The following is a 26,793-nucleotide window of genomic DNA, read 5'->3' as shown; positions in this document are numbered from 1 at the left end:
TCTTCCCTGTTGTTTAGGCGTTGAAATCCATGACCGCATCCAGAAAGCCGGGCAGGTCGTCCCACGGGATCATGTGGCCGGCGCCCTCGACGATGCGGGTTTCAAGATGCGGGATGAGGGTCTGGATCTCGGCCAGATCCCCGGGCTGGATGACGGGCGCGCCGCCCGCGACGACCAGCCGGACGGGCAGGTCGAGGTGCGGCATGTCCTGATGCACGTCATCGGTGTGGAACCCGTCATAGGCGGTCTTGATCGCGCCGTAATGGCAGGTGTGCAGCCACTCGGCCCGCAGTGCGACCTGCTCGTCCGTCCATGTGGGGCAAAAGGCGCGCATTTCCTCGGCGGTGCATCCGCGCCGTGCCAGCCGGATGGAATCGCCATACCAGGGCCAAGCCGAGGGATAGACGCGCCGCCCCGGCCCGCTGACCGGCGGATCGACCAGGATCAGCCCGCCAAAGCTGCCGGGCGCCCGCCGCTCCGCCCGGATGGCGATGCGCGCACCCATCGAATGGCCCAGCAGCACCGGCCGGTCCAGCCCGCAGGCCGTGACCAGCGCTGCCGCGTCATCGGCCAGCGCATCCAGCCCGTAATCGAGATCGCCGGCCTCGCTCAGCCCCCGTCCGCGCACATCGAGCACATGCACGTCGAACCGTTCCGCCAGCCGTTCGGCGACAAAGCCCCAGGTGACCGCGGGCGAGGTGATGCCGGGGATCAGCAGCATCTGTGGCCCCGGCCCGGGATGGTGGATCAGGTGCTGGCGGATGCCGTTGGCGTGGACGTTGTAGCCCTGTCCCGCGATCCCCATCAGTAGGCCCCCGACAGCAGAGTGCCGCCGCCCGGAACGCGGGTTGGCAGGTTCAGCGCGCGCAGCATCGCCCATGTGGTGGCCACGGCGGCAGTCAGGACGGGCTTGCGCGTCTGCGCCTCGACGGTCGAAATCGCGGCGAGCGAGGGCATCTGCACGCAGGCCGAAAGCACGATGGCATCCGCATCCGCAACATCCATCCCCGCGACGATGCCCGGCAGGTTCATCGGGTCATGCGCCGCCACGGCGAGGTTGTCCGATATTTCCAGCGCGCGGTAATCGCCGACCTCGATCCCCTCATGCCGGATGTAGTCGACGACCATCTCGGTCAGGGGCTTCATGTAGGGGGTGACGACCGCGACGCGGCGGGCGCCGATGGCACGGATGCCATCGACCAGCGCCCCGGCCGAGGTGATGACGGGCGCCGCCGCATCGTTCTGCACCGTCACCCCGTGCAGCCGATCGGCCGAGGCGCAGTGATAGCCGTGGCCCATGGACATGATTGCCACAAGGCATGCGTAACCCATCACATCGACGCGGGCATCCGACAGTTCCAGCGCGCAGCGGTCGCTGTCGGCATCCATCGCGGCGAGTTCTTCCCGCGTCACATGCTTCATGCGCATCCGCGACGAGTGAAAGGTGAACCGCTCGGGGGCGATCATCTCGCGCGCGCGGAGGAGGGCGGGGATTTCCGTCTCCATCGTCACGTTGGAACTGGGGACGATCTGGCCGATGCGGATGGGTGTCATGGGACCTGCCTTCTGGATGAGTCCCCCGAAGGCTAGGGCGCGGCACGGCGCGAGTTCAAGAAAAATCGTATGTATGCACCCGATTATTCACAGAGTGCCCAGAGCTTGGGCAGTGGCGGGTCAGCTGATCTTGCGCAAAAGGGCTAGCAGCATATCCTGTTCATAGGGCTCCAGAGGGGCCAGTGTTTGCTGGGTGATTTCGCGCATGAGGGGGACAGCCTCGGCCAGGAGGGCGCGCCCGGCCTCGGTGGTCGAAAGCATGTGACGACGCTTGTCGGTTGCGTCGGCCCGGCTGACGATCAGGCCGCGTTCCTTGAGCCGCGACACGACGCCTTTGGTAGTGGCCGCGTCCATGGCGACCATGCGGCCAAGGGCGTTCTGCGACACCGGGCCGGGTTCCGTCGCCAGCCTGTGCAGCGTCGAAAACTGAACCGGCGTCAACAGGTTACCCAGCTTTTCGGTGCAGATGGCGATATGGGCCTGATGCGCCTTGCGCAGAAGAAAGCCGACCTGATCGTCCAGCCGGTATTCCGAAAGCTCCTGTCGCGTCATCTGCATCCTCCCTGCCCCAGCCCCCGGATTCCGGGATATCTCTTCCTTAGCGCGCCCGGTTCCATTCTGCCACAGCTCTGCCATGCCCGGGCAGTGGCAAGCGATGTGACAAAAAAACAGGCATTGTCCGCGCGGGCCGGGAAATCTTGTAGAAAAAGTTTGTATGCACCCAAATCCTGCAGCAGGCTTCGCGGGATGTGTAAGCTGGAGCGGGGGAAGAGGATGGACCGGCTGGAGTTCGCGTTGAACGGGCGGCAGGTCGCGGTGGCGGATGCGGCCGGGCTGTCGCTGCTGGACCTGCTGCGGGACCGGCTGGCGCTGAATGGCCCGAAATACGGCTGCGGGCTTGGGCAGTGCGGGGCCTGCACGGTGCTGGTCGATGGCGCGCCGGCCCGGTCCTGCGTGATGCGGGCGGGCCGGGTGGCGGGGCGGGCGGTCATGACGCTCGAGGGTCTTGCCGATCCCGCGACCGGGGCGCTGCATCCGGTCCAGCAGGGGTTCATCGACGGGCAGGGGGCGCAATGCGGCTATTGCCTGAACGGAATGGTGATGACGGCCGTGGCGCTGCTGGCGCGCAATCCCGACCCGTCGGAGGCCGAGATTGGTACGGCGCTGCGTGACAACCTGTGCCGCTGCGGGACGCATCTGGAAATCGTCGCGTCCGTCCGTCACGCTGCCCGCCGCGCCGCGCTTCAGGCCGACCGCCGCATGGCTGGGGCCGCCGATGACTGAGGTGACGCCCGACATGCCCGACCTCCGGACCGACCCTCCGCCCGGCCTTCTGTCGGTCTTTGACGACCGGCCCGAGGGGCGGATCACCTTCCTTCAGATGGATGAGACCGGCCGCGCCATCGCCCGGAACGGCCATGTCGATCTGGGCACCGGGATCGAGACCGCGCTGGCCCAGATCGTTGCAGAGGAACTGGACCTGCCGGTGGACGATGTTCAACTGGTCCTTGGCGACACGGCCAGCACCCCCGATCAGGGGCCGACCATCGCCTCGGAAACGATCCAGATCGCGGCGCATCCCCTGCGCCTTGCCGCTGCGCAGGCAAGGCAGGCGCTTATGGGCCTCGCTGCGCGCCGCCTCAACGCGCCCGCCGCCGAGGTCGAGACCCGCTGCGGCGCGGTGCATTGGCGGGACGCGGCTATCGCCTATGGCGCCCTGATCGCGGGGATGCAGCTGACGATGCGGCTGGACCCGGGGGTCCCGGTCAAGGATCCGGCCAGCTATCGCATCGTGGGCCAGCCTGTGCAGCGCCGCGACCTGCCCGCCAAGCTGACCGGCAGCTTTGCCTATATCCACGACCTGCGTCTGGAAGGGATGCTGCACGGCCATGTCGTCCGCCCGCCCTATGTCGGGCGGGACAGCGGCGCCTTTGTCGGGCGCAGCCTGATTGGGGTGGACCGCGCCTCGGTTCAGGGGATGCCGGGGCTGATCGACATCGTGATCGAGGGTGATTTCGTCGGCGTCGTGGCCCGGACCCCGCAGCAGGCGCAGGCCATCGCCGAGGCGCTGCGCGTCGACTGGCACCTGCCGCCCCCGCTGCCGCCGATGGACCGGCTGGCGGACACGATCAGGGAGCAGCCGTCGAGCCCGCGGGTGCTGGACAGCAGCGGCGATTTCGATCGGGGGCTTGCGGAATGCGGCACGCGGCTCGCGCGGACCTATCTCTGGCCCTATCACGAACATGGCTCGATCGGGCCCTCCTGCGGCGTCGCGGACTGGAACGGTGGCGCGCCCATCGTCTGGTCGGGCACCCAGAACCCGCATATGCTGCGCGACGATCTTGCGCTGCTCGCAGGGCTCGCACCCGAACGGGTCGAGGTGCGTCGCCTTCAGGCCGCCGGCTGCTATGGCCGCAACTGCGCCGACGATGTCTGCGGCGATGCGCTGCTTTTGTCGCGCGCGGTGGGCCGGCCGGTCCGGGTCCAGCTGACCCGCGCGCAGGAACATCTGTGGGAGCCGAAGGGCGCCGCCCAGTTGATGGAGGTTCAGGGCGGTCTCGGCCCCTCGGGCGATCTCCACGCCTATGGTTTCGACAGCTGGTATCCCTCGAACCGGGGGCCGAACCTTGCGCTGCTGCTGACGGGGCGGATTTCGCCGGACCCACATCACGCGAAGATGGGCGACCGGACCATCGTGCCGCCCTATCGCGTGCCGCACAAGCGCGTCACCTGCCACGATCTGGCGCCCATCGTGCGCGCGTCCTGGATGCGCGGCGTCTCGGCCCTGCCCAATACCTTTGCCCATGAAAGCTTTGTCGATGAGCTCGCACATGAGGCGGGCGAGGACCCGGTCGCCTTTCGCCTGCGCCATCTGGACGACCCCCGGCAGGCCGATCTGGTGCGCCGCACCGCCGATGAGGCCGGGTGGCAACCCCGCAGCGGTCCGCGATTCCGGCGGCAGGGGCGCATGGCCTATGGGCAGGGCTTTGCCTTCGCGACCTATGTCCACGGGACCTTTCCGGGCACGGCGGCGGCCTCGGCGGCCTGGGTCTGCGACGTGGCGGTCGATACGGAAACCGGCGAGGTCGCGCTGACCCGCGTCCTTGTCGGGCAGGATCAGGGCCTTGTCATCAACCCTGAGGGCGTGCGCGCGCAGATCCACGGCAACGTCATCCAGACCGCCAGCCGCACCCTGACCGAAGAAGTGACCTTTGACGCCATCGCCCCCACCGCCAAAAGCTGGGCGACCTACCCGATCCAGAGCTTCGCGCAGGTCCCCGAGATCCGGACCATGCTGATCGAGCGGCCGGGCGACCCGGCGCTCGGTGTGGGCGAAAGCGCCGCCGTCCCGGCCGCCGCCGCCATCGCCAACGCGATCTTCGACGCGACCGGCATACGCCTGCGCGAGGCGCCCTTCACCCCCGAAAAGCTGCGCGCCGCGCTGGCTGCAGAGGGGACAGGGACCGCTGCGCTGCCCCCCGCCGCGCCCCTTGCCACGTTCAGGTGGGGCAGGCGCTGGGGCCCGCTGGCCGCGCTTGGCGGGGTACTGACCCTCGGGGCGCTGGCGCTGCCGATCCATTCCGCCATCCCGCTCAGCCGTGCGCCGGCGCCGGGACAGTTCACTTCCGAAACGCTGGCCCGCGGTGCCGAGGTCTTTGCGGCCGCGAATTGCGCCGGCTGCCACACCGCCGAAAACGGGCCGCCGAATGCCGGGGGGCGTCCGATGGAAACGCCGTTTGGCACGGTCTACAGCACCAACCTGACGCCCGATCCCGAAACGGGTCTTGGCCAATGGTCCTTTGCCGCGTTCGAACGCGCGATGCGCCACGGGATCAGCCGCGACGGGAAAAACCTCTATCCGGTCTTTCCCTATACCGCCTTTGCGCGGATCGACGACGGCGACATGCAGGCGCTTTATGCCCATCTGCAGACCCTGCCGCCGGTCCGGGCCGAGACGCCCCGCGCGGCGATGCTGGCGCCCGTGAACCTGCGCCCGGTGAACGCGGTCTGGAACGCGCTCTACCATGAGCCCTCGACGTTGCAGCCTGATCCGGCGCAAAGCGAGGCATGGAATCGCGGACGCTATCTCGTCGAGGGCGCGGGCCATTGCAGTGCCTGCCACACGCCGCGCAGTGCGCTTGGGGCGGAAGACCCTGCGCGCGCTTATGCCGGCGCGATGGTCGGGGCCGACTGGGCGCCGCCGCTTGCGGGGCCGGCCGCCGGGGCGCGCGGCTGGGACGAGGCCGCATTCGCCGCCTATCTGCGCGACGGTCACGCCCCGGGGATCGCCAGCGCCTCGGGGCGGATGGCAGGGATTGTGGCCGGCCTCGGCGCGCTGCCGGATGCGGATATCCGCGCCATGGCGACCTATCTTGCGAGCCAGGTCGTTTTTTTTCGGGCCGCCCCAACCCCGGGCCGAGGCTGCGCTGCCGCCGGGCCCTGCCTCGCGCCTCTTTGACGCCGCCTGCGCCAGTTGCCATGCGCCGGGGTTGCCGGGGGCCGTGACCGCGGCGCAACTGCCGCTGACCATGTCCTCTGCCATCCGCGCGCCGGCACCCGATGCGGTGCTGCGCGTCATCCGCAACGGAATCGAGGCGCCGCTTGCGCTGCCGCTGCGCGATATGCCCGGCTTCGGGGCCGAGCTTTCGGAGGCGCATATGGCCGAACTGGCCCGCTACCTGCGTGCGCGCTTTGCACCCGATCTTCCGCCATGGCCCTGATGCGCCCGGGATTTGGGCATTTCACCGTCGATCTGCGCCCCGCCAACACGAAACAGTTGCCAAAGATAGTTGTATGCATACAAATGATATGAAGTGAACTTGCAGGAGGATTCTTCGTGACCGCGATCGACCGCATCGATATCGCCGTGATCGGCGCAGGGCTTGGGGGCGCGGCTGCTGCGGCACTGCTGATCGACGCCGGCTTTGAGGTGGAAGTCTTTGAACAGGCGCCCGAGTTCGTCCGGCTGGGGGCGGGTATCCATATCGGGCCGAATGTGATGAAGATCTTCCGCGCCCTCGGGCTGGAGGACCGGCTGGCCGCGATCGGCGCGCATCCCGACCACTGGTTCTCGCGCGACGGGATGACGGGTGAATACCTGTCGCGCATCAAGCTGGGCGACTTTGCCAGGCGGGAATATGGCGCGCCCTACATCACCATCCATCGCGGCGATCTCCATGCCGAGCAGATCGCGATCCTGCCCCGGGACCGGCTGCATTTCGGTCATGGCCTGACCGATCTGGAAGAGCGTGAAGACCATGTCCTGCTGACCTTTGCCAATGGCCGCCAGATCGGAGCGGGGCTGGTGATCGGCGCCGACGGCATCAACTCGCGTATCCGGGAAAAGCTGCTGGGCCCGGAAAAGCCGAAGTTTTCCGGTTGGATAGGTCATCGGGCGCTGGTCGACATGGACAAGCTGCGCGCCACGGGGCTGGATTACGAGCGCTGCGTGAAATGGTGGTGGGACCTCTCGCGCCACATCATGGCCTATGCGACCAAGGGCGATGGCAGCGAATATTACTATGTGACCGGCGTGCCCGTGGACAGCTGGGACCACGACGCGGGTTTCATTGACAGTTCGCAGGAGGAGATGGACGCGATCTTTGGCGCCGGCGCCCATCCGATGGTCCGCGGCCTGATCGACGCGACCACCCATGTCACGAAATGGCCTTTCTGGAACCGCGATCCCATGAGCCTCTGGAGCCGGGGCCGCCTGTGCCTTCTGGGCGATGCCTGCCATCCGATGCGCCCCCATATGGCCCAGGGCGCCTGCATGGCGATCGAGGACGCGGCGGTGCTGGCCCGCGCCCTGTCGCTGACCGGGGCCGATGATTTCCGTACGGCCTTCCGCATCTACGAAAACGCGCGGCGCGACCGGGCGACCAAGGTCCAGACGATCTCCAACGCCAATACCTGGCTGAAGGAACCCGAAGATCCGGCATGGGTGTATGCATATGACCCCATGAACGTCCCGCTCCATTAGGCCGGGATGCGACGATGACCTGCGCGGCCGCGCGCGGGTCCAATACGTGAACGAGGAGGTCCGGCCCCAAGTCGCCGAAGACCGCCCATCACCCCCCAACAGGGAGCTATCAACATGTCCCGAAGCTTGTCTCTCAAGCTGGTCAGTCTGGTTATCCTGACCTGCTATTTCGTGCCTTATGCCCTTATCGGACAAGTCGCTGCCTGGTATGGCAGCTTCCTGTTCTGGTGCCTTGCGGGCGTCGCCATCATCATCCTGAACATCATCGCCACCGCTGGCTTTTCGGAGGATGCGGAATGACCCTCTCGCTCGTGATCTGGGGGATCGCCATCTATGTGATCCTGTCGCTCGTCGTTGCCTGGCTGTCGCGTTCGGGCCCGGCCAGTTCCATGTCGGGCTATTTCCTGGGCGACCGGGGGATGGGGGGCATCGTCTCGGCGCTCAGCTATTCGGCGACCACCTATTCGGCCTTCATGATGGTCGGGCTTGCCGGCCTGACCTATCGTGGCGGGGTCGGCGCGTTGGGCTTCGAGATCGTCTATTTCGCCGGCGTCACACTGGTCGCAATCTTCGGCCCGCGCTTCTGGCGGGCGGGCAAGCGCCACGGTTTCGTCACCCCGTATGAGATGCTGGGCACCCGCTATGGCAGCAAATGGGTGGCCATCCTGGCGGGCCTCACCAGCCTCGTGTTCCTGATCCCCTATTCGGCGGTGCAGCTGTCGGGCGTGGGCTATCTGCTCTCGGGCATGACCCAGGGGCAGATCAGCTTTGGTACCGGCATCCTGATCGCGACGGTGCTGGCGATCCTGTTTTCCTATATCGCGGGCATCCGGTCGGTAATGTGGACCGACAGCCTGCAGGCGGGCATGATGATCATCGCCTCGGCGGCGGTCTGCGTGCTGGTCGTGGCCGAGATGGGCGGGTTCTTCACCATGTTCGACCGCATCGCCGAGGCGTCGCCCGCCATGCTTCAGGTGCCCGGGCCGGGGCTTTTCAGCTTTGCGACGTTCCTTGGCATGACACTGCCCTGGTTCTTCTTTGCCATCTCGAACCCGCAGGTCAGCCAGCGTCTGTTCATGCCCGCCTCGCTCGGCGCGCTGCGCCGGATGCTGATCATCTTCCTGTGCTTCGGCCTCGTCTACACCCTCGTGTCGGTCATCTGGGGCTTTTCGGCCTTCCTCGCCTTCCCCGATCTGGCGCGTCCGGATCTGGCGACCTCGATGCTGCTGTCGTCGGATTTCGTGCCGCCGGTGCTGGGGGTGATCGTGATGATCGGGATCATGGCGGCGGCCGTGTCCACCATTGACTCGATCCTGCTGACGCTCTCGTCGATCTTTTCGCGGGACGTCTATGGCAACCTGACCGGCGACCGCGACGATGCGCGCCAGCTGAAGATCGGCAAGTTCGTGATCCCGGTCATCTCGGTCCTTGCCCTGGGCTTTGCCGCGATGGAGTTCAGCATGATCGCGATCCTCTCGGTCGCGACCTCGGTCGGGCTGGTGGTGATCGTTCCGGCGACCATCGGCGCCTTCTTCTGGTCACGCGCCACGGCGGCGGGGGCCATCGCCTCGATCGTCGGCGGGGTGATCTTTGTCATCGGGATGTACCTGACGGGCAATTCGCTGATGGGGCTGAATGCCGGTGTTCTGGGCTTTCCGGTCGCGGCGCTGATCTTCGTCGGTGTCAGCCTTGTCACCCGCCCGTCGCCGGCCGAGGTGCTGGACGGCTTTATCGATCCGCACCCGCAGCCCGTAGGCGCAGCCAGGGTCGCCTGACGCAAGGATCGGCCACCCTTTCGGGACCCGTGCCATCCGGCGCGGGTCCCGGTCATTTTACCGCGCCGGCGCATGGTTGCCCCCTTGCGGACCCCGAAACGACTGGAAGCCCCGACCCGATCCCTGTATCCTGAGCCGGACCGCGGGAGAGCCTTTGGCGCGGCCCCCTGAGACAATGGCGAACCCGGCAAAGGGAGGCCCGCTTGGCCGAGAGAACGCGTGACATCCTTGGGCAATCCATCGCGCTGAAGCTTGAGGCGGCGATCATTGCGGGCGAACTGGCCGCCGGAACGCGGCTCGATGAGGTGACGCTGGCCGAACGGCATAACGTGTCGCGCACGCCCGTCCGCGAGGCGTTGCAGATCCTTCAGGCGCGATCCCTTGTCACCCGCATCCCGTTCCGGGGCACGGTGGTGAGCGAGATCACCCGGGAACGGATCAGCGAGCTTTTCGAGGCGATGGGCGAGATCGAGGCGCTGTGCGGGCGGTTCGCGGCCGAGCGCATGAGCCTTGAAGAACGGGCGCGGCTGGAGGCGCTGCATGACGGAATGGCCGCGCTCATGCAGGGGCAGGATGTGGCGGCCTATGAAGAGGCCAATACGGAATTTCACCAGTTGCTCTATCTTGGCGCGCGCAACAGCGAGTTTCAGACAATGGCCGAGGCGATGCGGCTGAAGCTCGCTCCGTTCCGGCGCAGGCAACTGTCGGATCAGACCCGCATCGCGCGGTCCCACAAGGAACACGCGCAGATCGTCGAGGCGGTAATGCAACGAAATGGCGCTGCAGCCGAAAAGGCGCTGCGCCGCCACCTGATCAGCGCGGCGAGCGCGATGCTGCTGCACTGGCCCGAGGAACCGGCGCGGCGCGGTCAAAGGCCGCCCAAGGCGTCGTGACGGCACGCGAGCTGTCGCCGCCGGGGGCGCCGGGCTCAGAAGGCCAGCGCCGCCCCATCCGCACGCGGGTCCGACGCGACCTCGACAAGGCCGTCCGGGTGAACCGCAACGCCGCCTGCATGACCTGCCAGATCGCTGTAGGGCGCGATGATCTCCACCTCATGGCCCGCGTTTCGCAGGCGCTCGATCAAGGCGGGGTCAAAGCGCGCTTCCAGCTTGAGGCTGACGCTCGCATCGCCCCAGGTCCTGCCCAGTAACCAGCGCGGCGCGGAGACGGCCTGTTGCAGGTCCTGCCCGAACATCGCGTAGCGGCTGAAGACGGCGGCCTGCGTCTGGGGCTGACCCTCGCCGCCCATGGTGCCATAGGCAAGCACCCGTCCATCCTTCAGTTGCGCGAGGGCGGGGTTCAGGGTGTGGAACGGACGCGCAAAGGGGCGCAACTGGTTCGGTCCGGCATCAAGGCTGAAACCTGCGCCTCGGTTCTGGAAGAAGACGCCCGTTTCCGGGCAGGTGAGCCCCGAGCCGAATTCCCAGAACACCGACTGGATGAAGCTGACGACACATCCGTCGCAGTCCGCGGCCCCCATCCAGATCGTGTCGCCCGGCTTTGCAATTTCCGGCCAGGGACGGGCGCGGGCGGGGTCGACCTGGCGGGCAAGCGCGTCCAGCGCGTCGGGCGCAAGCCAGTCCTGCGCGCAGCCCTCCATGTGATCCGGGTCGCCCAGTTCCGCGTTGCGCCGGATGAAGGCGAGTTTCGTGGCCTCGATCACCCCGTGCAGATGGGCGAACCCCTCTGCCTCGGTCACGCCCAGCCGGTCGAATAGCCCGAGGATCATGAGCGAGGAGACGCCTTGCGTCGGCGCGACCATGTTCCAGGCCCGGCCCACGCTCAGGTCCGTCATGAGGGGGTCGGTGGTCTCGGCCGCGAACCGGGTGAAATCGGAACGGCGCAGCGGACTGCCGGTCTTTTCCAGCCAGGCCGCGTGGGTCGCTGCCAGGTCGCCGGTGTAATACTCCTGCAGCCCGTTCCGCGCCAGATGGTCCAGCGTCCGGCCAAGGGCCGCCTGCACCAGCCTGTGCCCCGCTCTGGGGGGCGCGCCATCGACCAGAAACGCCTCCGCAAAGCCGGGAACGTCCCTCAGCCCGTCGAGTTTCTCGCGCGTGGTACGGGACTGGTTTTCCGTCACCGCCACGCCTTCGCCCGCAAGGGCAATGGCCGGGGCCAGAAGGTCCGAAAGGGGCAGGCGATTGCCCTTGGGGCAAAGCCCTAACGCCTTTTGCCAGCCCGCGATGGTGCCCGGGACCGTCAGCGCGGCCAATGCGCCCCGGGCGGGCAGGGTGCCGGTGATGCCGTGACCGGCATACCAATCGACCGAGGCCAGTTCCGCCGCGCGTCCGCAGCCCGAAACCGCCACGGGCGGGCTGCCGGGGCGATGGATGATCCAGAACCCGTCGCCGCCGATGCCGTTCATATGCGGATAGGCGACGGCGATTGTCGCAGCCGCCGCGACCATCGCCTCGACCGCGCTGCCGCCCGATGTAAGGATGTCGCGCCCGGCCAGCGCCGCCGCCCGGTGCGGGGCCGAAACGCCCCCGTTGAACCCGTATGCCGAACTCAGCACGTCACCATCCTATCGTTCTGGGTAACCAGGTCGCCAGACCGGGCATCAGGAATACCATGGCAAGCGCCACGAACTGAAGCCCGATGAACGGAAGCGCCCCCTTGTAGATATCCATCGTGCTGACACCGGGAGGGGCCACCCCCTTGAGAAAGAAGAGCGACCAGCCGAAGGGCGGTGTCAGAAAGCTCGTCTGCAGGTTCAGGCAGATCAGGATGCCCAGCCAGACCGGGTCGACGCCCGCCTGCATGAAAAAGGGCAGGAACAGGGGCAGGGCGATATAGGTGATCTCGATCCATTCGAGGAAGAAGCCGAGGATGAAGATGATGAGCATCAGGAACAAGAGCGCCCCCGTCACCCCGCCCGGCACCCATTCGAACATCCCCCGCACCAGGCTCTCGCCGCCCAGCCCCCGGAAGGCCAGCCCGAAGACCTGCGCGCAGATCAGGATGAAGAACACCATCGCCGAGATCAGCAGGGTCGAGCGCGCGACCTGATAAAGGAGGTCGAGCGTCAGCCGCCCCGAGACCGCGACAAAAACGAGCGCCCCCACCGCACCCATCGAGGCCGCCTCGGTCGGCGCGGCGATCCCGCCGATGATGCTGCCCAGAACCGCGACCACCAGCCCCACGGGCGGACCGACATTGACCAGAACCTTGCGCAGCAGGGCGCCCCGCGTCAGGGCGCGCCGTTCATCCAGCGGGATGGGCGGCATCGACCCGGGCCGCCACCAGGCATAGCCAAGGATCGCGACCATGTAGACCGCCGCCAGCGTCAGCCCCGGCACCATCGCGGCCGCGAACATCGTGCCCACGGATTCCTGCAGGATATCCGCCAGAAGGATCAGCACCAGCGAGGGCGGAATGATCTGCCCCAGCGTGCCCGAGGCGCAGATCATGCCGGTCGCGATCGTCTTGGGGTAGCCCCGTCGCAACAGCGTCGGCAGCGTCAAGAGGCCCAGCGTCACGATGGTGGCCCCGACGATCCCCGTCGCCGCACCCAAAAGGACGCCGACAAAGATGATCGCGACGCCCATCCCGCCCGAGATATTGCCGAACAGATGGCCCACGACATCGATCAGTTCCTCGGCCAGCCGGGACTTTTCCAGCATCACGCCCATGAAGACAAAAAGCGGAATGGCCAGCAGGGTATAGTTCGTCACGACGCCATAGATGCGCGATGGCAGCAGGTCGAACAGCACCGGCCCGAAGCCGAAATAGCCGAAGACGAAGGCCGATACCGCCATCGCGATCCCGACCGGGATGCCGGTGATCAAGAGGACGAAGAAAGCGGCGATCATCCCGATCGCCAGCAACTCGTTCGGGGTCATGGGAGGTCCTGGAGTTGCGCGGCCTCACGGGGGTTGCGCGGTGGAAGATCGAACGCATGGCGCAGGGCATGGGCCAGCCCTTGCGCTGCCAGCAGCCCGAAGCCCAGCGGGATCAGGGATTTGAGAAGGAAGCGGTGCGGCAGCCCCCCTGGATTGGGCGAGCCTTCGCCGCGTGCATAGGACATCTCGACCCAGGGCAGCGACAGCTTGACGACGATCACCCCCAGCGCGAGCATCAGAAGTCCGCCCATGACCTCGATCAGCCGTTGCACCGGCAGGGGGAAGCGTTCGTAAAGCACATCCACCCGCACCTGCTCGCCCGAGAAAAGCGCGTAGGACATGCCGAAAAGTGCGATGGGCGAAATCAGGTGCCACTGCAATTCCTGCGCCCAGACCGCGCCGGTGCGAAAGAGGTAGCGGGCAAAGACATCGCCCGCCACCAGAAGCACCAGTACCACGCAGATCAGGGCCGCAAGGATGCCGAACGCCCGCACAAGGCTTTCGAGCCCTTCGACGACGCGCGTGACCGCGGCTTTCATTCCGGTCACATCCCCAGAATGTCGTTGAACCACGACACTTCGCTGCTGCGCGCCCAGCCGTCGTGATCGGCCTTGAAGGCAAAGTAGCTGTCATGCACCTTGCGCGTGATCTCGGACGCGTTGGCCTCGGTCTCCAGTACGTCCATCGTCGCCTCGCGCAGTGCCGCGATCACGGGGGCGGGCAGGGGGGCAGCCGTGACGCCGTGGTTCTCCACCAGATCGGTCATGGCCGGGCCGTTGACGGATTCCGACCAGATCAGGCTTTCGAGACAGGCGGCCTGGCTTGCCTGGCGTACGATCATCTGCAGGTCTTCGGGCAGGCTGTCCCAGGCGGTTCTGGAAATCAGCAACTCGCCCGTGGTCGCGGGTTCGTGCCAGCCCGAGGTGTGATAGAATCTGGCCGCCTGATGCAGCCCCAGCGCGCGGTCCTGATAGGGGCCGACGAATTCGGCCGCATCGATCACGCCCCGTTCGAGCGCCGGGAAAATCTCGCCGCCCGGCAAAAGCCGCGTGTCGACGCCAAGCGACGCATAGACCCGGCCCGCCAGACCCGGGATGCGCATCCGCAGTCCGTTGAGCTGGCCCAGATCCTCGATCGGTTCGCGGAACCAGCCGGTCATCTGCACGCCGGTCGAGTTCATGGGGAAGGCGACAAGCCCGAAAGGTTCATAGGTTTCCTGCCACAACTCAAGGCCGCCGCCGTGGAACAGCCACGCCATGTGGCCCATGAAGGACATGCCGAAGGGCACCGTGGTGAAGTATTGCGCGGCAAAGACGTTGCCCGACCAGAAATAGCTGTTCGAGGCGTTCATCTCGATCACGCCCTGCTGCACCGCGTCGAACCCTTCGAAGGCGGGGATCAGTTCGCCGGCCGCGAAATGCTGGATGTTGAGCCGCCCGCCCGACATGATGCGGATCTTCTCGATCATGTCCGTCGGGCTGCCGGGGCCGACCGTGTAGAACGGCGCGGTCGGGCCATAGCTGTTGGTCATGCGCCAGTTGAACGTGTCCTGAGCGCGCGCGACGGTCGGGGCGGCAAGGGGCGCGGCGATGCCCGCACCCACAGCAGTCACGGCAGAGGCAGAAAGAAACTTCCGACGATCCATGATGACTTCCTTTCAGTAGAGAGAGGGCTTCAGCAAAGAGAGGGCGTTGGGAAGGGCGGCCCCGGCTTGCAGCACCGCGATGTGCCGCAAACTGCCGCAGAGACCGCGCAAAGACCCATCCTGAAAGGCGGTTCGGGATGTCCGCGGGGGCATGATTGTATACAATGGGATCAATTATGATCGCGATTGAACACATTTTGGGCGCATCTTTTCAGGCCGCGCGGCCTTGCAACGAGAAGCGCCGGAATGGCGTTCAACGTGGGCGTGTGCGGGCGGTAACGATGCAGAAAAGACCCGGCCTTTCGGGCCGGAGACTGCCGGCGACCCGGTTCAGGAGGCCGGGGCGAGTCTACGGGGCAACTCCCTCGGTGAACCCTCTGAAACCGGGCACGATGTCGCGCCGCCGCAGGCAGGCGAGTGCGGCGCCGGCCGCAAGGCCGGGCGGCGCCCGGAGGCTGACCCCCTGCCCGAGAAAGCGTGCGCGGACGGTGGGGCCGGGCGCGATCACCTCGGCCCGATCATGGGTGACATAGACGATGCTGGCGCCGGTCGCGCGATGCAGGCCCTCCCCACCTGCCGCCCGGACCGCCGCTGTCGTGGGGTCAGTCCAGCGTCACGGCATCCGGGGCTGCGGCGGCCAGCGGACCCGGGACGATGAAGGCCGCGATGTCCTCGGTCGTGGGAACTTCAGCGCGCACGACCCCCTGGCCCACGATCCACGCGGCCTCGCTGACCAGGAGGTCGAGCAGGTCGGGACCAAGGGACGTTCCGAACTCCATATCCGCCCACATCTCCTGCAGGGTCGCGACCGGAACATTGCCGCTGAGCGAGGCCGAAACCGCCTCGGCCGCAGCCTCGGGATCGGCGGCGACATCGGCATCGGCCCGGACCAGCGCCCCGAGGAAGGTCGTCAGTTCATCCTCGCGCGTCAGCATGGCGGGGCTGGCGGCAAGGATGTAGTGCGGGTCATAGATCCCGGGGCGCAGTTCGAGATAGCGGTCGCCCAAAGCGTCCTGCGCGCCCTGATAGAAGGTCGGGAAGGGCACGATGGCATCGACATCGCCCCGCACCAGCGCCGGGACCAGATCCCCGGGCGCGGCATTGACGATCTCGGCGCCAACCCCGGCCTCCGCCAGCGCGGTCGAGAGGAAATAGTCCACGTTCGTGCCGAGCGTGGTGCCGATCCGCTTGCCTTCCAGATCGGTGAGGCTGTCCAGCGGCGAGCGGTCGCTGTTGCCGATGATCCGGCTGCCGGTATAGCGGGTCAGATCGGCGACGATGGCGAAATTCTGTCCCGTCAGGGCGCCGGTTGCGGCGGGGAATTCCGCCATGAAGGCGATGTCGACCTGACCGCCCAGCAGCGCCTCGAACGCCTCGCGCCCCGAGGCGAAGGTGACCAGCCGGACGTCCAGCCCGGCCTCGTCGAAATAGCCCTGGGCGAGCGCCATGTCGACCTGCGGCGTCTGGGGGTTCGGGGTCCAGGCAAAGGCGATCGGATCGGCCATGGCGGCCGCGGGGAAGAGGGAAAGGGCAAGGATTGTGTGTTTCATGGCGGTCCTCATGCGTCGATATGGGGTGTGGGGTGAAGAAGGGTGATGATTTCGTCCCGCATCGGCAAAAGCACATCGGCCCCCGCCCGCAGCGACCGGGGCCGCGGCAGATCCAGCGCATAGTCGCGGATGATGCGGCCGGGCGCCTGGCTCATGACGCAGACGCGGTCGGCCAGCAGCAGCGCCTCGTCCACGTCATGGGTGACGAAGAGGACCGTGGCGCGGTGCTTTTGCCAGATGTCGATCAGCAGCCGGTGCATCACGATCCGGGTTTGCGCATCCAGCGCCGCGAAAGGCTCGTCCATCAGCAGCACCTTGGGGCTGGCGGCGAATGTGCGCGCGATCGCGACGCGCTGTTTCATGCCGCCCGACAGCTGGCCGGGAAACTTGCCCGCGTGCTGCGCCAGATTGACCTCTTCCAGGGCGGCCATGGCGCGGGCGTGCAGCTCGGCCTTGGGCAGGCCGAGGCGTTTCAGCGCGAACTTGACGTTGCCAAGCGCGGTGAACCACGGAAACAGCGCATATTGCTGAAAGATCACGCCGACATCGGGGCTGGGCCCGGTGATCTCGGCATGATCCAGCGTCATCGTGCCGCCGGCCGGCCGGACGAATCCCGCGATGGCGTTCATCAGCGTGGACTTGCCGCAGCCCGAGGGCCCGATCAGCGCGGTAAAGCTGCCCGGGGCGAGATGCAGCGTGGTGGGGGCAAGCGCCGTGACCGGCCCCTGCTGGCCCGCGAAGGTGATCGACAGGCGATCGACGCGCACGTGACCTGATGACATCGCCCTTATCCTTGTTGCCAGTGGACAAGCCTGCGGCCCAGCCAGTGGACGGCCAGATCGACGGTGGCGCCAAGCGCGCCTAGGATGATCAGCAGCGAGAACATCCGGTCGGTGCGGATATACTGCCGCGCCTCTTGCAGCCTGTAGCCGAGGCCCGAGGACGCCCCCGACAGTTCCGCCGCCACGAGGCTGAGGAACGCGAGCGCCACCCCCAGCCTGAGGCCCGCGACGATATGGGGCGCGGCGGCGGGGATGACGACCTGCAGGAATTCCCGCAGCCGCGACGCCCCGAGCGAGCGTGAGGCCCGCAGATAGATGTCGGGGATGTATTCCATCCCGTGATGGGTGTTGAACCAGACCGTCAGGAACACGGTGTAGGAGACGACGAAGTACTTCGACCCCTCGCCGATGCCGAACCAGACGATTGCGACGGGGACAAGCGCGATGGCCGGAATCGGGCGCAGCAGCGTCAGGAACGGGTTCAGCAGCGCGCGGATCAGCGCGACCCGGCCGGTCAGCAGCCCGAGCGTCACGCCAAGCACCGACCCGATGCCGAAACCGATTGCCGCGCGCCGCATCGACACGGCCAGATCGGTGGCCAGCGTCCCGTTCGCCGCCATCTCGACCGTGGCCTGCCAGACCGACAGCGGCGAGGGAAAGATCTGCTGAGGCACCAGCCCCGCGGCGGTCACCGCCACCCAGAGCGTCAGGATGAAGCCGAAGGACAATAGCGGCCGGCCAAGGCCCGTGGCGCCGGCCAGCCCCATGGCGAGCAGGGGGCGGGTGCGGCGAACTTGCCGTGCGTCATCCATCCCGGCCACCCCGCAGCCATGGAAGCGCCTCGGCCCTGTAGCGATGGGCGCGGAAGCAGCTGTTATGCTCGCCGGTGATGAAGCGTGTCAGCGGCTCGGGATAGGGGGCGAATTCGGGGATGACATATTCCCAGACCACCTCACCCGCGGGGGTCACCTCGAAAAGCCGCCCGAAGGCGCTTTCGCAGATGAAGGTATTGCCGTTCCACAGCCGCTGGCAGCCGCCCATATAGGGCGAGAAGAACGCCATCGGCAGCGGATCAGTATAGGACCAGACAACGTCACCCGCAGGCGTGAACTCCAGCGCCCGAGAGAACGGAGAGGTCGACCCGGTCCGCAGGTTGCCGTTGTCGAAGACGAGGATATTGCCGCCTTCGGTTTCCACCGGCGTATGCTGCTGGGCCACCACGTCGGGACCAACATGCCAGACGACCGCGCCGGTCGCGCGGTTCACCGCGACCACGCCCGAGGTGGTGCGCAGGCTCAGCAGCATCAGCCCGTCGCTTGTAAGCGAAAGACCGTTGACCATCGGCCAGTGGCGGCGGTCGAAATTGGGGTGGATGGGGAAATCGGCCGGGTCCAGATGGTCCCAGATGCGCCATTCCCAGACCACCTCGCCGGCGCGGTTCACCTCGCGCACGATGTCGGACTGGATGACACCGTCTGCCCCGTCCTTGCGCGGATCGCCTCCGGTGACGCGGGCGGCCTTGTCGGCGGGCAGGGGTGCCGCCACGGTATAAAGCAGGTGGCCATTGGGCAGCCACTGCGCGTCATGGTGATGATGGATGTCTTCATGCCGCCAGACGATTTCCCCCTCGGGCGTCGCCTCGTAGAAATCGCCGCCATGCCACAGGTCCCAGGCGGGGTAGAGCGCGGCCGAGGTCGCGTGGCTGCCGTTATAGCCCAGGTTACCGTTCGGCAGGATCACCGCGTCACGACCCGGCCGCACCGGCATCTGCCAGCGATGGGCGCTCTGCCCGTCGATATCCACCAGATCGACCCGCCCGCCCCCGGTCTGCGGCGCAAAGAGCGTGTAGCCACCCGCAGTGCGTTCGGGGTCGATGGCGGTCAGGCCGGTCCTGCGACGGCGGATTGTGGTCTGATCGGTCACGGCTGATGCTCCTTAAAACGATTTAATGAAGATGTAGGGTTGATATCGTGCCGAGTAAAACGTTTTAATGTGCACAAGGGCTTTCGAAGGTCCCGGTGATGAAGCGTCGGGCACGATGATCAAGGATGCGGCAGGATATGGACAAACCGGCGGGCAGACGACCTACGGTCAAGGATGTGGCGCGGCTTGCGGGCGTGTCGCAGGGGACGGTTTCGAACGCACTTTCCGGGGCGCGCGCCGTCGAGACCGAGACCCGGCAGCGAATCAACCAGGCTATTGCCGCCCTCGGCTATGTGCCCAATCTGGCCGCCCGGCGGATGCGCACGGGCAGGACCAATACCATCGCCGTGATGACCTCGATGCCTGCCGCCGTCTCGGCCGGCTCTTCACGGCTCGGGTTTTTGATGGAGATCGCGGCCTCGGCGGCGATCCATGCGCTGGACTACAATTCCGCGCTGGTTCTGGTGCCACCGGTGGCCGACCCCGCCGTCGCCCTGCGCCATGTTGCCATGGACGGAGCGATCGTGATCGAGCCGCAGCAGGATGACCCGTTCCTCTCGCTGCTGGAAACGCGCGGCATACCGGTGGTGGTGATCGGCCAGCCTGCGGGCACGGGCCTGCCATGGGTCGACATGCATTATGAACGCACCGCCGATCTGCTTCTTTCCCACCTGCTGGAACGGGGCGCGCGCCGGATCGCCCTGATCATCGGTGCATCGTCGCGGGTGTCTCATGCGGTGACGCGGGAATGTTACGACCGGCGGATGTCCCTTGCCGGCATCCCCCCCTGCGTGATCCCGGTGCCGGAACAGGAAGGGGAGGACGGCGCGTACCGTGCGACCCGCGATCTTCTGCAACAGGTTCCCGGGATAGATGCGATCTTTGCCCCCGTGGACGCCTTCGCCACCGGGGCGATGCGCGCGCTCCGGGATGCGGGACGCGCGGTGCCCGGCGAGGTTCGGGTGGTTACGCGCTACGACGGTCTCAGGGCCCGGGAAGAGCGGCCGTCCCTCACCGCCGTCGATCTGCATCTGGAGCAGGTCGCGGGCCTCGCCACGGGATTGCTGATGGACCTGATCGCCGGCAAGGAGATCCCGGCCAGAACGGAAGGCCCGCTGCCGTCCCTCGTCATCAGGGGATCTTCGCAAGGGTGACGACCTGACGGGGCGGCTCCCGGGCTCACGCCGACGGGCGGGCGCAGCCTCTATGACGGATCGGAGAAGGATGTCGCGCGCATCGACGGGGATGAGACGAACGCGATCGGCGGGACTGTGACCTTGGCCGGGGCGAATGCCGACTTTCTTTTCGACAGGCTGCCGGACTTCATCTGCATTCAGCAGAGCTCATCGGCCTCGGGGGCGATCACCACACTTCTCACCCTCATATCGGACGAGGTCGAGCGGGACATGCCGGGACGCGGGATCGTAAGCGCCCGGCTTGCCGATGTGCTTCTGGTGGAAGCGATCCGTACTTACGCATCCGTATGGTCTGCCTGACGGCGAGCGACCGACCTAGGAAAGGCCAGACATGGGCCCCTCGAAGTTTTGCGTTCTGTCCTGACGCAGGCGACAGCACCCAGCGCCGCGCTAAGGGCGAAGGCCTGGCGACAGCCTTGCTTGCGCGATCTCGCGTGCCGCAGGCGGGCTGTCAGCGAAAATCAGGGCGATCCCGATGGCAGACGCGAACTTCTCCAGTGCCACGCGCAACGGCATCGCCACGCTGCCTGAAGGGGCGATGACAATCATCCCGGCGCAAAGACGGGCGAGGTCCTTCTTGTGAACCTTGAACAGCTTGGCGCGCTCTTTGCGTTCCGCCTGATCCATCGCGGCTATGTCCGAAAGCCGAGGCATCTCCTCGGCAATCATGATGAAGGGTTCGTTGCGACGCAACACACCGAGGAACATCTCGCCCTCGTTTTCGTCATCGTGCTCTTCGTCCTCGGTGTGGTTGCGCATCCAGATGAGGGGCAGTTCACTGAGATCAAGATGCATGGCAGCCTCCAATTTAACGGTGTTAAATTGACTTAACAATGTTAAGGAGTCGAAGCAAGAAGGAATCCCTATGGCCCTGGATCGCACATTCATCGTTGTTAAGGCCCTCGATCTTCTGGATGAAGTCGGCCTCGAAGGTCTCAGTATGCGCAGGCTGGCCGATGCGCTCGAAGTGCAGGCTCCGGCGATCTACTGGCATTTTCCGGGCAAGCCTGCGCTGATCGACGCGATGGCCGAGGTGCTCGTGCAGGGCGTGGCAGACAAGATCGACACCCGCGGAGGCTATGCCGAAACGCTACGCAGCAGCGCTTACGAGATGCGCCGCGCACTCCTCGGCCGTCGCGACGGGGCGCGCGTGTTCGCGGGTACCTTTGTGGCACGGCCCAATGTTCTGGACATGGGAGAGATCGTCGTGGGAGCGCTGCGCAAGGCCGGATTTGAGGCCGCGCCCGCAGCGAGGGCCGTTTTTACGCTGATGTACTATGTGATGGGCTTTGTCATCGAGGAGCAGGCTCTCCTTGAACAGACGCGGCGGGCCGGCGGCACCCATCCGCTTGCCGGACCCCTGGAAGAACTTGACGCCCTGACCGAGCGCTACCCCAATATCCGCGCAAGCATTCCGGAGATGCTCGCGACCGATCAGGACGCGCGGTTCGCGTTCGGCGTAGAGCTGTTGCTCTCGGGTATCCTCGCCAGCCGACGTTCCCGCCTTGACGATAATCTGCCCGAAAGCGGATGAAGCCACCGATCTTTGATCAAGCCAGTTACGAAACCTGTATAGAGTTCACGGCACGGCGTTTCAGTTGAACCTGAAGCCACGCCGGTTGCCGCTCCAAGGCCCGTTTCGTACCCGCTATGCCGCACGGGGCATGAGGTCGGGCGGCTCTCTGTCCCCCGCGTCATGATACTCTCACAAGTTCCATTACGCGCACGATACTTGCAGAGCGGCATTCTAAAACTGACTTGCGATAAGTCCCTATCTTCTTGGCGATGCGAAGGTACCGGTCAGGAAGATCGCAGAGAAGCTCGGCCGGCCGAAAGGATGGCCTCGTGCTGGGCGAGGTCCAGGCGGAAATTCCCGTGTTGTTCGCCTCATAGGCAAGCACGACGCGGCGGGCGGCTTGAAAGCGGGTGTCACGCATGTGAAACTCGAGCAAACAACCAATTTCCGGATTTCCCATGAAACAGCAGCGCCTGATCCGATACGCCTCCGCCGACACGCAGGCCGGGGGCCAGCCGCGGCCCTTTGCCAAAGCGGTGCGCGCGGGTGATTACGTGCATGTGTCGGGTCAGGTGCCGACGGTCGATGGCGAGGTCGTGGCAGGCGGCATCGTTGCGCAGACCGAGCAGGTGATGGCCCATATTTGCGATGTTCTGGCAATGGCCGGCTGCGGGCTGGAGGATGTTGTGAAGGTGAACTGCTGGCTGGAGGACGCGCGCGATTTTTCGTCCTTCAACGCGGTCTTCGCCCGCCATTTCGGTGCGCATCCGCCTGCGCGTTCCACAGTGGAATCCCGCCTGATGGTCGATGCGAAGGTTGAGATCGACGTGCTTGCGTGGAAACCACTGCCGGAGGAAGGATGATCCGGCCATGAAGGTTCTGATCCATGAGACGCGCGAAACCGCGACCGGTTGCGCCGCCGCGCTGATCGCCGACCGTCTTGCCAGCGAACCCGATGTCGTGCTGGGCCTGGCGACCGGCGGCACGATGGAGGCCGTCTATGCCGATCTTATCGCGCGTCATCGCGACAGCGGTATCAGCTTTGCGCGTGCGCAGTCGTTCAACCTGGACGAATACATCGGGCTGTCGCCGGATCATCCCTGTTCGTACTGGACCTACATGCGTGACAAGTTCTTCGATCAGGTCGATTTCGCACCCGGCCACACGCATCTGCCCCGCGGCGATGCCCCTGATCCGGAAGCCGAGGCCGCCCGATACGAGGCAGCGATCGTGGCGGCGGGCGACATCGGCCTGCAACTTCTGGGGCTGGGGGCGAACGGGCATATCGGGTTCAACGAACCCACCTCCAGCCTGTCGTCACTGACGCGGATCAAGACGCTGACCCGATCGACCCGCGCCGCGAACGCGCGCTATTTTGCGTCGGATGACGATGTACCGCGCCTTGCCATCACGATGGGCATCGGCACGATCATGCGCGCACAGGACATCGTGCTGCTTGCCTTTGGCGAGGCAAAGGCCAAGGTCGTCGCGCAGATGATCGAAGGGCCGGTGACGGCCGCTTGCCCGGCGTCGATCCTGCAGATGCACCGCAAGGTGACGGTCGTTCTGGACGAAGCTGCCGCAAGTGCGCTGGCGCTGCGCGACTACTATGAACTGGTTCACCCGCGCGTTGTCGAACCCGCCAGCTGATCCAACGCGGTCCGCAAGCCCCGGACGAGTGCAGCATCGGTCACGCGGGCGTTCGCGGGCTGTAAGCCGAGACCTGCGATCCGGGGATCTGCGGGCGGCGGCGCGGGTGTGCTGCATGACGCGTGCACCTGCGTCAATGGCACGTTCCGCGCCAGCGCCGCGATCGTGGCCGCGCTGACACCACCGCCGGGCATGACGGTCACGTCCGGGGCGGCGGCCTGCATCGCAGCGAGACGCGCCATCCCGTCGCATGCGGTCGCGGCTCCACCAGATGACAAGACGCGCAGGATGCCCAGATCACGGCAAACGCCCATCGCCGCCACGGGATCGGGCGCAAGATCGATAGCGCGGTGCAACGTCAGGTCCAGCCCCTGCGCCGCCGCGACGAGCCGCGCCAGCGTCTCGGCGTCCAGCCGACCGTCGGGCAAGGAGGCACCGATCACCACGCCGGCCAGGCCGCAGGCGCGCGCAGCGGCAATCTCGGCCAGTTGCGCGCTGATCTCTGCCTCGCTCCAGATGAAATTGCCGGCGCGCGGCCGGATCATGGCCATCACGGGCAGCGGCAGGTCTGCTGCGACCCGCATCAACCCCGCCGAAGGCGTCAACCCGCCAAGCGCCAGCGCCGCGCAAAGTTCGATCCGGTCCGCGCCTCCCCGCACCGCCGCCATCATCCCTGCGGGGTCGTCGACGCAGACCTCCAGCGTAATCATGGCGCGGCCCGTTCAAGGGGGCGATCGCGCTGCGGGCGCCGGTCGAGATAAACAAGCATGGCGGCGCCGGCCACCCCCGCGATGCCGCCCAGTACCGAGGCGAGGCCATAGCCGCTGATCGCCGCTCCGAGCGCGAACACGGCCGATCCGAGTGCCGCGCCCAGAAACATGTTCACCGCGATCAGCGATGCCGACAGGCCCGGGCGGTTGCGGATCAGGTCCAGCAGATAGCTGATCGGCAACGAGATGATCCCCGCCGCGGAGATGCCCGCAATCACGCTGGCCGCATAGACATGCCACGGGGCCGTGGCCATCGCGATGGCCGAAAGGTAGGCCAGGTACAACATCGCCGAGACTGCCAGTGCGGTGGTCAGGTGCATGTATCGCACCGCATACGCCCAGAAGAACATGAAGATCACCTCCAGCAGGGCCACCAGCCCGACAAGAAACCCGATATCCGACGCCGCCCCGTTCGCACGGCCCGTCACGATCAGGGGCAGGACCGTCGCGTTTACGGTCAGAACCTGCGTGATGAGCGCGACACCCGCGATCCGCAGGATCATCCCGGACGACAGCACCCCGATCAGGTCGGGCAATGCCGCGATGCGGGGCCCGGATGGCAGGGGCATCCTGGTGTCACGCTCCATCCCGAACAGGATCGTTGCAAGGCAGCCCGCAGCAAAGACCGCCGCGATCAGATAGGCGGTGATCATGCTGTCATGCCGGGCGAGGATCAGGCCCACGATCCCCGGGACCAGCACCCATGACAGCGAAACCATCATCCGCATCAGCGCATTGGCGATCGCGGCCTCCGCAGGGTCGAAGCTGTCGGTTTTCGCGCGGACATTGCCGAAGAGCAGCGAGTTTGTCGCATGAAACAGCGCCAGCGGCCCAACGGTCGCGATTGCAAAGGTCAGGGGCGTGGGGTTCAGCCAGATGGCGCCGAAGCCGATCATCCCGAAAGAGGATACGAGGATCAGCGGAAGTCGATAGCTTTGATACCGGTCCGACAGATAGCCGCTGGCCACCGCGATCAGCACATGCGCGATCGCGGCCACAAGGCTGAGCAGGGCATAGGTCAGGTCTGAAAGACCCAGTTCGCGGATGCCGATGACGGCCTGGTAGGGCGACGTCGCCGCTCCGGCGAAGCCGTACAGAAAGATTGCCGCGGCCGAGGTGCGCACAACGGCGTGGTCGCGCAGAATGCTGAACCATGCGGTCATGATCAGCCGGTGAATCGTGCCGAGGGTTGCGGTTCGGGTGTGAAATGGTCGCGCGCCTCGAAGGGCAGAGTGCCCGCAGCCCGGTGCAGGTTCGACAGCCGGGGAATGTCCTGATTGACGACGCCATCGGTCAGCGCCATCAGGTTCGGCGCGGCCAGCGGTGCCAGCTGGGGCGACAGATAGCCCGACTTTACCACCAGCAGCGCAACCGCCGCGGGGTCCAGCCCCAGCTCCGCGAAATCGGCAATGTCGTGATAGGGTCTGCGCTTGGCCGCCAGCACGACGGTGATTCCGCCGATCCGCACCACCGCCTGCCTGTCGTTGTCGGTCGCGCCGTCATGCAGGCGCAGGACGGTGGCCTGTGCCTGCACGCGGACGCCCGCCGGATCAAGCGATCCGCCGATCGTCAGGGAAACCGTGCTGCCGGTCCCTGCCGAAAAGCACGCGTCGGTCGCTGCCCGATCGGCGATGCCCGCGACCAGCGCATCCTGCCAGTCCCGCGCGACGAGGGCGGCCAGCACATCGCCCCTGTCGCCCACACCGCCCCCCGTCGGGTTGTCGCCGCTGTCGGCAAGGATTACGGGTCGGGTGGTGGCACTGGCCGCGATGTCCAGCATCTCGGCCAGCGGACCGGTCCTCGGGCCAAAGCCGAACTGCGCGCGCGCTTCCCAGAACGACCGGGCAATCGCCGTTCCCGCAGCGACCGCCGCGTCTCTGTCCGTGCCTGTGACGACCGCGCAGGCGGTGGCGCGCGGCTCGTCCGCCCAGACATATCCGATCATGAGGTCCGTGCGCCACACGCCCGGCCCCTCTTGCGCGGGCAAGGCGGCATAGAGCGACCGCGCCGGCTCATCCTCGGTCGAGGACCGCTCGCCCGGCAGCAGCAGCGGCACCGGCACGCGCACGACGCCGGGGCGCCGGCCCGTCGAGACGGCATCGAGCAGCATTCCGTAAGCCGCGGTCATCGTCTCGGTGACATCAATATGGGGGGCCGTGCGATAGGCGGCGAAGATGTCGATCTGGTCCACGATGCGCTGCGACAGGTTTCCATGCAGATCATAGCTGCACGCGACAAGCATCCGGGGCCCTACGGCTGCGCGGACCGCGGCGATCCAGTCCCCTTCGGCATCCTGCATTCCCTCGACGAACATCGCGCCATGCATCGCAAGATAGACCGCATCGAAGGGCCTTGCCGAGTCCAGCCGCTGCAGGAACTCGGCCTTGAAGGCATCGTATGTCGCGCGCGTCACGGGCCCGCCGGCCACGGCGCGCGCGTGCAGCAGCGGCGCCACCTCGGCGTCGTGATCCGCCAAAAACGCGAAATAGGGGCTTGCCGTCAGGTCCGCGCCCCGCAGCACACGAAAATCCCCGGTCTGCATGAGAACCGGCGAGTAGGTCGAACATTCGGTATGAATTCCGCCGACAGCGATGCGCATGGACGTGT

The 26,793-nt window shown here is 66.5% G+C and carries 26 protein-coding genes and 1 pseudogene; 12 read left to right on the top strand and 15 right to left on the bottom strand.

Going from position 1 to position 26,793, the window contains the following annotated elements; translation table 11 throughout:
• Positions 1-13 precede the first annotated feature (13 nt).
• The 3 genes from ACFSGJ_RS02970 to ACFSGJ_RS02960 form a co-directional block, all read right to left on the bottom strand.
• Positions 14-808, bottom strand: coding sequence for an alpha/beta fold hydrolase (locus tag ACFSGJ_RS02970; RefSeq protein WP_390259617.1), 795 nt, complete (start codon positions 806-808; stop codon positions 14-16).
• Positions 805-1,554 carry a maleate cis-trans isomerase family protein gene (locus ACFSGJ_RS02965; RefSeq protein ID WP_465262122.1) on the bottom strand — a complete coding sequence of 250 codons (750 nt, stop codon included), beginning with the start codon at positions 1,552-1,554 and terminating at the stop codon, positions 805-807. Before ACFSGJ_RS02965 ends, ACFSGJ_RS02970 begins: the two co-directional genes overlap by 4 nt.
• 120 nt (positions 1,555-1,674) lie before the next feature.
• Positions 1,675-2,106, bottom strand: coding sequence for a MarR family winged helix-turn-helix transcriptional regulator (locus tag ACFSGJ_RS02960; RefSeq protein ID WP_390259358.1), 432 nt, complete (start codon positions 2,104-2,106; stop codon positions 1,675-1,677).
• 222 nt (positions 2,107-2,328) lie between these two features.
• On the opposite strand from ACFSGJ_RS02960, the gene ACFSGJ_RS02955 reads away from it, so the two are divergent.
• The 7 genes from ACFSGJ_RS02955 (at position 2,329) to ACFSGJ_RS02925 (ending at position 10,205) form a co-directional block, all read left to right on the top strand.
• Positions 2,329-2,838, top strand: coding sequence for a (2Fe-2S)-binding protein (locus ACFSGJ_RS02955; RefSeq protein WP_390259357.1), 510 nt, complete (start codon positions 2,329-2,331; stop codon positions 2,836-2,838).
• On the top strand, positions 2,831-6,013 hold the full coding sequence (locus ACFSGJ_RS02950) for a molybdopterin cofactor-binding domain-containing protein (protein WP_390259356.1): 3,183 nt from the start codon (positions 2,831-2,833) through the stop codon (positions 6,011-6,013). Before ACFSGJ_RS02955 ends, ACFSGJ_RS02950 begins: the two co-directional genes overlap by 8 nt.
• Positions 6,014-6,056: 43 nt before the next feature.
• Positions 6,057-6,275 (top strand): c-type cytochrome, encoded by a 219-nt coding sequence (locus ACFSGJ_RS02945; protein WP_390259354.1) that lies wholly within the window; start codon positions 6,057-6,059, stop codon positions 6,273-6,275.
• Positions 6,276-6,391: 116 nt separating this feature from the next.
• A complete protein-coding gene (locus tag ACFSGJ_RS02940; RefSeq protein ID WP_390259353.1) occupies positions 6,392-7,537 on the top strand; it encodes an FAD-dependent monooxygenase in 1,146 nt (381 codons plus the stop codon).
• A gap of 114 nt (positions 7,538-7,651) precedes the next feature.
• Positions 7,652-7,837 carry a hypothetical protein gene (locus ACFSGJ_RS02935; RefSeq protein ID WP_390259352.1) on the top strand — a complete coding sequence of 62 codons (186 nt, stop codon included), beginning with the start codon at positions 7,652-7,654 and terminating at the stop codon, positions 7,835-7,837.
• Positions 7,834-9,312: a sodium:solute symporter family protein gene (locus ACFSGJ_RS02930; RefSeq protein WP_390259350.1), complete on the top strand. Its 1,479-nt coding sequence runs from the start codon at positions 7,834-7,836 to the stop codon at positions 9,310-9,312. Before ACFSGJ_RS02935 ends, ACFSGJ_RS02930 begins: the two co-directional genes overlap by 4 nt.
• Positions 9,313-9,515: 203 nt before the next feature.
• A complete protein-coding gene (locus ACFSGJ_RS02925) occupies positions 9,516-10,205 on the top strand; it encodes a GntR family transcriptional regulator (protein WP_390259348.1) in 690 nt (229 codons plus the stop codon).
• A gap of 35 nt (positions 10,206-10,240) precedes the next feature.
• Here ACFSGJ_RS02925 and ACFSGJ_RS02920 read toward each other — a convergent pair whose 3' ends face one another.
• From ACFSGJ_RS02920 to ACFSGJ_RS02885, 8 genes are all read right to left on the bottom strand, one after another.
• Positions 10,241-11,827 (bottom strand): gamma-glutamyltransferase family protein, encoded by a 1,587-nt coding sequence (locus tag ACFSGJ_RS02920; RefSeq protein WP_390259347.1) that lies wholly within the window; start codon positions 11,825-11,827, stop codon positions 10,241-10,243.
• Between the two features lies 1 nt (position 11,828).
• Positions 11,829-13,154, bottom strand: a complete 1,326-nt coding sequence (locus tag ACFSGJ_RS02915) for a TRAP transporter large permease (RefSeq protein WP_390259345.1) — start codon at positions 13,152-13,154, stop codon at positions 11,829-11,831.
• The gene (locus ACFSGJ_RS02910) at positions 13,151-13,693 is read right to left on the bottom strand and encodes a TRAP transporter small permease subunit (protein ID WP_390259343.1); all 543 of its coding nucleotides are present in this window, start codon (positions 13,691-13,693) and stop codon (positions 13,151-13,153) included. The genes ACFSGJ_RS02915 and ACFSGJ_RS02910 overlap by 4 nt, the downstream gene beginning before the upstream one ends.
• Positions 13,694-13,698: 5 nt before the next feature.
• Complete coding sequence (locus tag ACFSGJ_RS02905; RefSeq protein WP_390259342.1) at positions 13,699-14,799, bottom strand: TRAP transporter substrate-binding protein; 1,101 nt, start codon at positions 14,797-14,799, stop codon at positions 13,699-13,701.
• 602 nt (positions 14,800-15,401) lie between these two features.
• Positions 15,402-16,349 (bottom strand): ABC transporter substrate-binding protein, encoded by a 948-nt coding sequence (locus ACFSGJ_RS02900; RefSeq protein WP_390259341.1) that lies wholly within the window; start codon positions 16,347-16,349, stop codon positions 15,402-15,404.
• Positions 16,350-16,357: 8 nt separating this feature from the next.
• On the bottom strand, positions 16,358-17,131 hold the full coding sequence (locus tag ACFSGJ_RS02895; RefSeq protein WP_390259340.1) for an ABC transporter ATP-binding protein: 774 nt from the start codon (positions 17,129-17,131) through the stop codon (positions 16,358-16,360).
• Positions 17,132-17,136: 5 nt separating this feature from the next.
• The gene (locus tag ACFSGJ_RS02890) at positions 17,137-17,943 is read right to left on the bottom strand and encodes an ABC transporter permease (protein WP_390259338.1); all 807 of its coding nucleotides are present in this window, start codon (positions 17,941-17,943) and stop codon (positions 17,137-17,139) included.
• Positions 17,936-19,054 (bottom strand): aryl-sulfate sulfotransferase, encoded by a 1,119-nt coding sequence (locus tag ACFSGJ_RS02885; RefSeq protein ID WP_390259336.1) that lies wholly within the window; start codon positions 19,052-19,054, stop codon positions 17,936-17,938. The genes ACFSGJ_RS02890 and ACFSGJ_RS02885 overlap by 8 nt, the downstream gene beginning before the upstream one ends.
• 137 nt (positions 19,055-19,191) lie before the next feature.
• On the opposite strand from ACFSGJ_RS02885, the gene ACFSGJ_RS02880 reads away from it, so the two are divergent.
• Entirely contained in the window at positions 19,192-20,208 is a 1,017-nt protein-coding gene (locus tag ACFSGJ_RS02880; RefSeq protein WP_390259334.1) for a LacI family DNA-binding transcriptional regulator, read from the top strand.
• Between the two features lie 69 nt (positions 20,209-20,277).
• Positions 20,278-20,550 (top strand): annotated as a pseudogene (locus tag ACFSGJ_RS02875) (cupin domain-containing protein); the annotation flags it as partial.
• A 90-nt stretch (positions 20,551-20,640) separates the two neighbouring features.
• On the opposite strand, the gene ACFSGJ_RS02870 reads toward ACFSGJ_RS02875, so the two are convergent.
• Positions 20,641-21,057, bottom strand: coding sequence for a hypothetical protein (locus ACFSGJ_RS02870; RefSeq protein ID WP_390259333.1), 417 nt, complete (start codon positions 21,055-21,057; stop codon positions 20,641-20,643).
• Positions 21,058-21,115: 58 nt separating this feature from the next.
• Between ACFSGJ_RS02870 and ACFSGJ_RS02865 the strand changes: the two genes are divergently transcribed.
• The 3 genes from ACFSGJ_RS02865 (at position 21,116) to nagB (ending at position 23,416) form a co-directional block, all read left to right on the top strand.
• Complete coding sequence (locus tag ACFSGJ_RS02865) at positions 21,116-21,784, top strand: TetR/AcrR family transcriptional regulator C-terminal domain-containing protein (protein WP_390259331.1); 669 nt, start codon at positions 21,116-21,118, stop codon at positions 21,782-21,784.
• A 440-nt stretch (positions 21,785-22,224) separates the two neighbouring features.
• Entirely contained in the window at positions 22,225-22,629 is a 405-nt protein-coding gene (locus tag ACFSGJ_RS02860) for a RidA family protein (RefSeq protein WP_390259329.1), read from the top strand.
• 7 nt (positions 22,630-22,636) lie between these two features.
• Positions 22,637-23,416: a glucosamine-6-phosphate deaminase gene (nagB, locus tag ACFSGJ_RS02855; RefSeq protein ID WP_390259327.1), complete on the top strand. Its 780-nt coding sequence runs from the start codon at positions 22,637-22,639 to the stop codon at positions 23,414-23,416.
• Here the strand turns inward: nagB and ACFSGJ_RS02850 are convergent.
• Genes ACFSGJ_RS02850 through ACFSGJ_RS02840 form a run of 3 tightly spaced genes read right to left on the bottom strand, consistent with a single transcriptional unit; the run spans position 23,386 to position 26,785 of the window.
• Positions 23,386-24,126, bottom strand: a complete 741-nt coding sequence (locus ACFSGJ_RS02850; RefSeq protein ID WP_390259325.1) for a copper homeostasis protein CutC — start codon at positions 24,124-24,126, stop codon at positions 23,386-23,388. The two genes, nagB and ACFSGJ_RS02850, sit on opposite strands and share 31 nt — an antisense overlap.
• Complete coding sequence (locus ACFSGJ_RS02845) at positions 24,123-25,349, bottom strand: MFS transporter (protein WP_390259323.1); 1,227 nt, start codon at positions 25,347-25,349, stop codon at positions 24,123-24,125. The genes ACFSGJ_RS02850 and ACFSGJ_RS02845 overlap by 4 nt, the downstream gene beginning before the upstream one ends.
• Positions 25,350-25,351: 2 nt before the next feature.
• Positions 25,352-26,785 carry a M81 family metallopeptidase gene (locus tag ACFSGJ_RS02840; RefSeq protein WP_390259321.1) on the bottom strand — a complete coding sequence of 478 codons (1,434 nt, stop codon included), beginning with the start codon at positions 26,783-26,785 and terminating at the stop codon, positions 25,352-25,354.
• Positions 26,786-26,793: the final 8 nt, after the last annotated feature.

The organism is Halodurantibacterium flavum (assembly GCF_042681825.1).
Lineage (GTDB): Bacteria > Pseudomonadota > Alphaproteobacteria > Rhodobacterales > Rhodobacteraceae > Halodurantibacterium > Halodurantibacterium flavum.
This window is presented reverse-complemented; position numbering and strand designations above follow the sequence as displayed.